This window comes from Pseudomonas sp. NPDC087626 (assembly GCF_044743405.1).
In the GTDB taxonomy this organism is placed as follows: Bacteria; Pseudomonadota; Gammaproteobacteria; order Pseudomonadales; family Pseudomonadaceae; genus Aquipseudomonas.
Map to the genome: position 1 here is coordinate 1 of NZ_JBIUWJ010000062.1, position 7,880 is coordinate 7,880.

Here is a 7,880-nt window from a genome sequence, read left to right on the forward strand (position 1 = left end):
AAGAGCGTTTTGCTTACTTTTGCGCTGTCCAAAAGTGAGCCGGCCGTCAGGGCGGAACCATAGGAGGCCGTTACCGCAAGAATGGATATGTACTCGGTCTAATCCAACACCCCGGTCGGCCCACAGCCGCAAGCGGGCGCCCGCGATGGTCGTGAACGCTGACACGTATCTCCTGAATAAATGCGGCGCCCTCAGGTTTTTCGCGAGCAAGCTCGCTCCTACAGAAGCCCAATCCCACAGCTCCCTCTATCCCGGCACCAGGTCCGGGCGGATGTACTCGGGCGACAACACGTTCAACCAGAACAGGATCATGTTGACCATGATAGTCACCACCACCAGCAAACCAATGCCCCACACCGCTGCGGCGTACAACAACCCGCGGTCCTGATTCAGGCGCATGAACTTGGGCAACCCGATAAACAGCAGGTAACTGGTGTAGGCACCGGCGAGCATCAGCGCGCTGATGGCCAGCCAGCGGTTGGGGTACAGCGCGCTGATCCCGGACAGGAAAAACGGGGTCGCCACGTACGCCGCAAAGCCGATGCACTGGTTGAGGTTCGGCCGGGCCTCGAAGGCGCGCGACATCCAGCGGATAAACCCGCCCATCAAGGCTGTGCCCAAGACCATCGCCCCGTACATCAGCAGGCACAGTTGCAAGGCGCTGTTGAAGCTCAGTCGCACGGTTTCATCTTCGGCCAGGCTCCAGCCGACCCAGGTGGTGCCGATGAACAGGCACAGGGTCGGCAACAGCGCCAACAGCAGCAGGTGGGCCAGGTAGTGTCTGGGGTGTTGCTCTTCTTCGCTGCGGATCTCGGTCCAGGCAAAGTCCGGATGGGTAAAGAGTCTGACGATATGGGGTTTCATGACTGCCTCCAGTCGGCATCAGCCGCAAACGGCCTCTTATAGGTATGGATGCAAGGCAGCAGTCAGGGTTTCAAGTTTTTAGCCTTGTAGCGCTCGTAACCGACCAACAGCGGCTGGGTGCTTAAGCCGTGGAGCAGAATGCTCAAGGCCACCACCGACAGAGTGAAGTGGGTAGACACCGCCGCCACCTGGGCATCGAGCCCGTGGTTGAGGGCGTAGAACAGGTAAAACAGACTGCCGATCCCGCGAATGCCGAACCAGCCCACCAGCAGGCGCTGGCGCATATCGAGCAGCTTGCCCCAGGGCATCAGCAGCACGCTCAATGGGCGGATCAGCACGAACAGCGCCAGGGCCACGGGCAGGGCGCGCCAGTCCCAGTGCGTGAGCAACACCACGCCCAGCAGCGTCACCAGGAACACCTCCATGGCGCGTTCGACGATGCTGCCGAATGACAACATGTCGCCCATCATGATACCGGCCGCGACCTGGCCGTCCGCCAACGCTTGCCGATCACCGTGGATCGCGTGTTGTGGCTCGACATGCTGATGCCCGACCAGCGGCTGCACCAGGTGTTCGGCCGGCGTACGGGCGCCGGTCAGGCGCACTTCGGCCTGGCGCAAGCCCAGCCCGGCGGCAAATACCGAGAGAAACCCGTAGCCTTCGATCGCCTCGGCCGCCACATAGGCCAGGGCAATCAAGGCCAGGCTCAAGTAGTCGTTGGGGGACAGGGTGCTGTCGTCATTGCGGATGCGCATCGACAGGGTCAGGCGGCCCAGCTCACGGCCCATCCAGTAACCGGTCAACAGCCCTGCAGGCACCGCCCAGAGCAGATCGCGCAGCAGCCATTCGGTCAGCCACGCGCTGTCATCGCGCAGCAGTAGCAAGCCGAGAATCACGAACGGGAACGCCACCCCGTCATTGAGCCCCGACTCGCCCGACAGGCCAAAACGCACCCGATCGTAGTCCTTGGCATCGGTGACTTGCACCAGCGACGCCAGGACCGGGTCGGTCGGAGCGAGGATGGCGCCAATCAGCATCGACACCCCCCACGGCAAACCCAGCAGGTAATGCAGCAACAGGCACACACCGACGATGGTCAACACCATCACCGGCCCGGCCAGGCCGTAGGCAATGCGCCAGGCGCGGTTGGCCAGTGGCAGGCGCAACTTCAGGCCGCCGACAAACAGCGAAAACAGCACTGCGACTTCACTCAGGTGCTCCAGCCAGAAAGACGCCTGGGCGATCTCCAGCTGCAACAGACCCAGGCCCGAGGGCCCGATGGCGACGCCCAGGATCAGGCACACCGCCGAGGTGGTCACCGGCAGCCAACGCAGATAGGAAGAGGTCAGTGCCAGGGTCAGCAAGACCGCCCCCAGCACTGCCATCCATAGAATGAAATTCATCGCCGCACCCTCTATCCCCCTGTGACAACAGGGGGCAACGGGGAATTCAGCGCCGGTTGCGCAAGTAGCGGCCCGTGGTCTTGCTGGCACCCTTCATATCAGGTGGGCCCGTCAGCAAACAGTACCGTCCAGGTGCAAGACCGCACCGGTCACGCTGGCCCCGGCGCTACTGGCCAACAGCAGCAGAGGACCGTTGAGTTGCAACAACCGCTCGTGGTTGGCCCGGTCGACACCCGGGGCGATGACGTTGACCCGAATTCGGTGCGGCGTCAGTGACTCGGCCATCGCCCGGCTCATCCGGATCAGACTGCTGTGGGCCCGCAGGCACGGATTGGGTTCGCTGATAGGTCGCGGTGGCGGGTCGATATTGACGATGCTGCCGCCACGTTCCGCCACTATCATGCGCTGGCTGGTGCACAGTGCGACATCGTTGAACTCGCTGTCATGCTCGCGTTCGGCACTGTTGTTGATCAGCACATCGACGCTGCCGAACCGCACTTGCACCGCATCCAGTGCGGCCTCGATGCTGGCGCGCCGGCGGCTGTCCAGGGGCACGGTCAAGACCTGCGCACCTTCCCATTGCAGGTCTGCCGCCAGTTGCTGGACTTGCCGTGGATGCTGGGCACCGAGCACTACGCGGGCACCGGCACGGCTGATCAGGCGAGCAAAGTGTTCGCCCAGGCGAGTGGCCGCATCGGCCACCAGCACCGTCTTGCCGGCCATGGAGAACGGCTGCAGCAGATCGCTCATGGCCGTACCTCCACCAAGGTCGCGGCGTGCGGCGGCGGGGGGCTTGCCGTCGAGGAATTGATCCCGGCTTCGGCCGCGAGCTGGCGCAGGCTCATCGACTCGAAGCCGTTGCGGGAAATCAGTTTGATGGCGGCCAGGCGGATGTTGGTTTCAGTCATGTTCATGGGCAGGCTCCAGCGCTCATCAAGCGTGGCTAGTGTCGCCCCGCCAGAGGGTGGCGGGGCGGACGCTTATTGCAGGTTGCCGGCGACCGCAATGGTCTGGGCAGTGATGTAGTTCGACTCGGGCGAGCAGAACAGGTACACCGCATCGGCGGCTTCCTGTGGCGTCCCGGCGCGGCCCAGGGGGTTGCGCTGGGAGTGGGACTTGGCCGCTTCCGGGCTGATCCCGACGCGGATGTCCCGGCCTTCGATGTTCACGGTGGCGCCAGCGTTAGCGTCGGCCCGGGTCATGCGGGTCTCGATATAGCCGAACGCCACGGCGTTCACGTTGACCTTGAAGCGGCCCCATTCGCGGGCCAGTGAGCGGGTCATGCCGATCACCCCGGCCTTGGCCGAGGAGTAGTTCATTTGCCCGGCATTGCCGTTGAGGGCCGAGGTCGAGGAAATGTTCACCACTTTGCGGAACACTTCGCGCTCTTGCGCAGCTTCTGCCAGGGCCTGGGCCTTGATGATCGGATAGGCCGCACGCAGGATGCGGAAAGGCGCTGTCAGGTGGCAGTCGAGGATCGCGTGCCACTGCTCGTCGCTCATCTTCTGAATCACGTCGTCCCAGGTGTAGCCGGCGTTGTTGACGATGATGTCGATGCCGTTGAAGTGGTCCATCGCGGTCTTGATATAGCGGTCGGCAAAGTCCGGGGCGCTGACGTTGCCGTGGCAGACGGCGGCTTGGCCACCCATTTGGCGGATCAGCTCCGCGGTTTCGTGGGCCGGGTCGGCATCCAGGTCGTTGATCACGATGCGTGCGCCTTCACTGGCCAGCTTCAGGGCGATCTGTTGCCCGATACCGCGACCGGAGCCGGTGACCAGTGCCACTTTGCCTTCGAGTTTTGCCATGGGTGTAGCTCCTCTGTTATGGGTTGGGTTTACAGGGCGATCACAGCGTCACCAACAATCCTGGTCTCGCCGTATTGGTTGGTGGTGCGGACCTGGACCTTGATGCATTGCTCGCCGTGGGCTTGAAAACGCTCGACCACCGTGCCGGTACAGGTGATCTGGTGACCGAGGTGGGTGATGCCCAGGAAGCGCACGGAAAATTCGCGCAATTGACGCTGATCGACCCACTGGGTCAGCAAACGCCCCAGGTAGGCCATCGACAACATGCCGTGGGCGAAGACATCGGGCATGCCGGCCTTGCGTGCGTAGTCGGTGTCGATGTGAATCGCGTTGTGATCGCCCGAGGCGCCGGCAAACAGCGCCAGGGTGGTGCGGTTGATCGGGTTCAGCGTCAGGGGTGGCAGTTGCTCGCCGACCTTGATTTGTTCCAGGCTGATGGCATTCATAGCTGTTCTCCGCTTCAGCTGTTGCGCTGCACAAGCACGCTGCGCAGGTCGGCGACGTGTTCACCGCGTTGATTGGTGACTCGGGTTTCGCGCACCACAAACTCCAGGGCGCCGGCTTTTTTGTCGTAGATGTCGGCGATCCGCACTTCAAAGCGCAGGGTGTCGCCGGCATAGGCCATGCGGTGATAACGAAAGGACTCTTCGCCGTGCAGGATGCGTGCGGTGACGATGCCCAACTCTTCCCGCCAGGCGTTGGACGGCATCTGCAACTCCAGCGAGAACAGAAAAGTCGGCGGCAGCGGCAAGCTCGGGTGCCCGGCATCGCGGGCGGCCTGTTCGTCGAAATAGATCGGGTTGGTTTCCCCGGTAGCCTTGGCGAAAAAGCGCAGTTGTCCGGCTTCGGCGGTGGCGAGGAAGGCGGGCAGTTGCCGGCCAATGTGGTGCTTGTCGATCATGGCAATGACTCCGTGGTAGGCAGGCCGTGTCAGTTTTTCTGGTACACGGTGACGACACAGGCGCCACCCAGGCCCAGGTTGTGCTGCACCGCGATGCGTGCGCCCTCGACCTGACGCCGGTCGGCGCTGCCACGCAGTTGATGGGTCAGCTCGTAGCACTGGGCCAGGCCGGTGGCGCCCAGCGGGTGGCCCTTGGAAAGCAGGCCGCCGGACGGGTTGGTCACCCATTCGCCGCCATAGGTGTTATCGCCATCGTTGACCAGTTGCTCGGCGCCGCCTTCGGCACACAGGCCCAGGCCCTCGTAGGTCAGCAGTTCGTTTTGCGCAAAACAGTCGTGCAACTCGATCACGTCGATGTCTTTGGGGCCGATCCCGGCCTGGTTGTAGGCCAGTTGCGCGGCCATGCGGGTCATGTCGAAACCCACCACGCGGATCATGTCCTTGGCGTCGTAGGTGCTGGGCAGGTCCGTGGTCAGGGCTTGGCCGGCTATCAGCACGTCAGTACGCAGCCCGTGTTTTTTCGCGAAGGCTTCGGAGACCACAATGCTGGCAGCCGCACCGCAGGTCGGTGGGCAGGCCATCAGGCGGGTCATCACGCCTTCCCACAGCACAGGGGCGCTCAGCACCTCTGCGGCACTGACCACGTTGCGAAACACCGCCAGCGGGTTGTTGGCCGCATGACGGCTGGCCTTGGCGCGAATTTTCGCGAAGGTCTCAAGGCGCGTGCCGTACTTCTGCATGTGGGCGTAGCCGGCTCCGCCGAACTGGCGGATGGCGTTGGGCAGGTCCGGCATGCCCACCAGTTCGTTGGTCACACTCAGGGCCCGTTCGGTGGCCGGTGCACGATCGCTCCAGGCCGACTTCAGTGCGCCGGGGTTCATTTGCTCGAAGCCAAATGCCAAAGCGCATTCCACGGCGCCGCTGGCCACGGCCTGGCGAGCGAGGAACAGAGCCGAGGAGCCGGTCGCGCAGTTGTTGTTGACGTTGATCAGCGGGATGCCGGTCATGCCGACCCGATACAGGGCTTTCTGGCCGCAGGTGGAGTCGCCATAGACGTAGCCGGCATAAGCCTGCTGAACATCGCTCAACTGAAGGCCAGCGTCCGCCAGGGCCAGGCGGATAGCCTGCTCGCCCATTTGGTCGTAGGGGTCGTTGGTTCCGGGCTTCTTGAACTGGATCATGCCGACGCCCGCAACGAATACCTTATTGCTCATCGAGTGGTTCCTTATTGTTGTTCAGGGTTCAGAGCTTGCGCGCGATCATTTCGCGCATGACTTCACTGGTGCCGCCGTAGATCCGGTTGACCCGCATGTCGACAAAGGCCCGGGCGATCGGGTACTCGAGCATGTAGCCGTAGCCGCCGTGCAGCTGGACCATGTCATCGATGCATTTCCACAGGGTTTCGGTGGTGTAGAGCTTGGCGATCGCCGCCTCTTCGAGCGTCAGCCGGCGACGCATGTGTTCGCCCAGGTAGTAATCGACCATCACTCGCATGGCGGTGGCCTGAGCCTTGATGTCAGCGAGTTTGAATTTGCTGTTCTGGAAGTCCCAGACCGTCTGGTTGAAGGCCTTGCGCTGCTTGACGTACTCGAGTGTCTGTTCCAGCAGGCGCTCCAGCTTCGCGGCGGCGGACACGGCAATGGAGAAACGTTCCTGGGGCAGTTCCCCCATCAGGTAGGCAAAGCCCTGGCCCTCTTCACCGAGGCGGTTGGCGACCGGTACCCGCACGTTGTCGAAAAACAGCTCGGCGGTGTCTGCCGCAGGCTGCCCGACTTTCTCCAGCTTGCGTCCGCGCTTGAAACCGGCTCGGCTGGCTTCCACGGCGATCAGGCTGATGCCCTTGGCGCCGGCTGCCGGATCGGTCTTGCACACGACGATCACCAGGTCGGCACTCAAGCCGTTGCTGATGAAGGTCTTGCTGCCATTGATCACGTACTCGTCACCGTCGCGCACGGCACTGGTACGCACGGCCTTGAGGTCACTGCCGGTACCGGGTTCGGTCATGGCGATGGCGAGGATGGTTTCGCCGCTGCAGATCCCGGGGAGCCAGCGTTGTTTTTGTTGTTCGTTGCCGCAACGATTGATGTAAGGGGCGATGACATCCGAATGCATGCCGAAGTAGGCACCGCTGACACCTGCCCGGGCGAACTCTTCGTTGAATACCGCACAGTGGCCGAAGTCGCCGCCACCGCCACCGTATTCGGTAGGCAGGGTGATGCCCAGCAAGCCTTCGCGACCCGCCTTGAGCCAGGTTTCGCGGTCGACCTGGCCGGCCTTGTCCCAGGCGGCTTGGCGCGGCAGGCATTCACGCTCGAAAAAACGCCGCACGGTGGTGCGGAACATTTCATGGTCGTCGCGAAAAACGGTTCGGGCGATATGCACTCTGGGCTCCTCAATGTTCGTCGGCCAGCAGCGATCCGCCATGGCCAGGCGCAGACGCAAAGGCACGTGTTGCGCCTTTGAATTGAGCACTACGATAGGGGGAGGGCACCGAGGCAAACGCCACCCGAGGCGGGTGGCAAAGAGAAAAAACCTGCGCCAGTGCGCTGGGAAAAGGCCGAAGCAAAGCGAGCCGGCAACGATGACGCGTGGATTCAGGATGGCCGCGGCGCTCTCCGGACCTTCGCGAGCAGGCTAGCCCACAGTAAATCTATGGGACGGGGCTTGCCTGGGATGGCCATAGGTATCTACACAACTGTGGTGCGACGTCGCATCTGTGGGCCGACCAGGAAGTTGGATTCGACCGGGTACATATCCATTTCTTCGGTAACGGCCACCTATGGTTCCGCTCTTACAGCGGCTCACTTTTGAGAGCGCAAAAGTAAGCAAAACGCTCTTGCCCCACCACTCGGTGCCTCGCTTAGGCTCGGCATGCCCGTACTCCGACATTGATTTGGGGGGCCGCCG

9 protein-coding genes are annotated in these 7,880 nt (G+C 62.8%); all 9 read right to left on the reverse strand.

The annotated features are described in order from the left end of the window. Positions 1-246: 246 nt before the first annotated feature. Positions 247-864: a Yip1 family protein gene (locus tag ACIOVD_RS27695; protein ID WP_095171522.1), complete on the reverse strand. Its 618-nt coding sequence runs from the start codon at positions 862-864 to the stop codon at positions 247-249. A gap of 62 nt (positions 865-926) precedes the next feature. After that, the gene (locus tag ACIOVD_RS27700; RefSeq protein WP_401131356.1) at positions 927-2,267 is read right to left on the reverse strand and encodes a cation:proton antiporter; all 1,341 of its coding nucleotides are present in this window, start codon (positions 2,265-2,267) and stop codon (positions 927-929) included. Between the two features lie 111 nt (positions 2,268-2,378). Then, positions 2,379-3,017 carry an SDR family NAD(P)-dependent oxidoreductase gene (locus ACIOVD_RS27705; protein ID WP_401131358.1) on the reverse strand — a complete coding sequence of 213 codons (639 nt, stop codon included), beginning with the start codon at positions 3,015-3,017 and terminating at the stop codon, positions 2,379-2,381. Continuing rightward, on the reverse strand, positions 3,014-3,181 hold the full coding sequence (locus ACIOVD_RS27710) for a TetR family transcriptional regulator (RefSeq protein WP_237234917.1): 168 nt from the start codon (positions 3,179-3,181) through the stop codon (positions 3,014-3,016). The genes ACIOVD_RS27705 and ACIOVD_RS27710 overlap by 4 nt, the downstream gene beginning before the upstream one ends. A 66-nt stretch (positions 3,182-3,247) precedes the next feature. Continuing rightward, positions 3,248-4,072 (reverse strand): SDR family NAD(P)-dependent oxidoreductase, encoded by an 825-nt coding sequence (locus ACIOVD_RS27715; RefSeq protein WP_095171527.1) that lies wholly within the window; start codon positions 4,070-4,072, stop codon positions 3,248-3,250. Positions 4,073-4,101: 29 nt separating this feature from the next. Next, complete coding sequence (locus ACIOVD_RS27720; protein WP_095171528.1) at positions 4,102-4,518, reverse strand: MaoC family dehydratase; 417 nt, start codon at positions 4,516-4,518, stop codon at positions 4,102-4,104. A gap of 14 nt (positions 4,519-4,532) precedes the next feature. Continuing rightward, a complete protein-coding gene (locus tag ACIOVD_RS27725; RefSeq protein WP_095171530.1) occupies positions 4,533-4,973 on the reverse strand; it encodes a MaoC family dehydratase N-terminal domain-containing protein in 441 nt (146 codons plus the stop codon). A gap of 29 nt (positions 4,974-5,002) precedes the next feature. Continuing rightward, a complete protein-coding gene (locus tag ACIOVD_RS27730; RefSeq protein ID WP_095171532.1) occupies positions 5,003-6,187 on the reverse strand; it encodes a lipid-transfer protein in 1,185 nt (394 codons plus the stop codon). A gap of 28 nt (positions 6,188-6,215) precedes the next feature. After that, positions 6,216-7,397, reverse strand: coding sequence for an acyl-CoA dehydrogenase family protein (locus tag ACIOVD_RS27735; protein WP_371917610.1), 1,182 nt, complete (start codon positions 7,395-7,397; stop codon positions 6,216-6,218). Positions 7,398-7,880 lie beyond the last annotated feature (483 nt).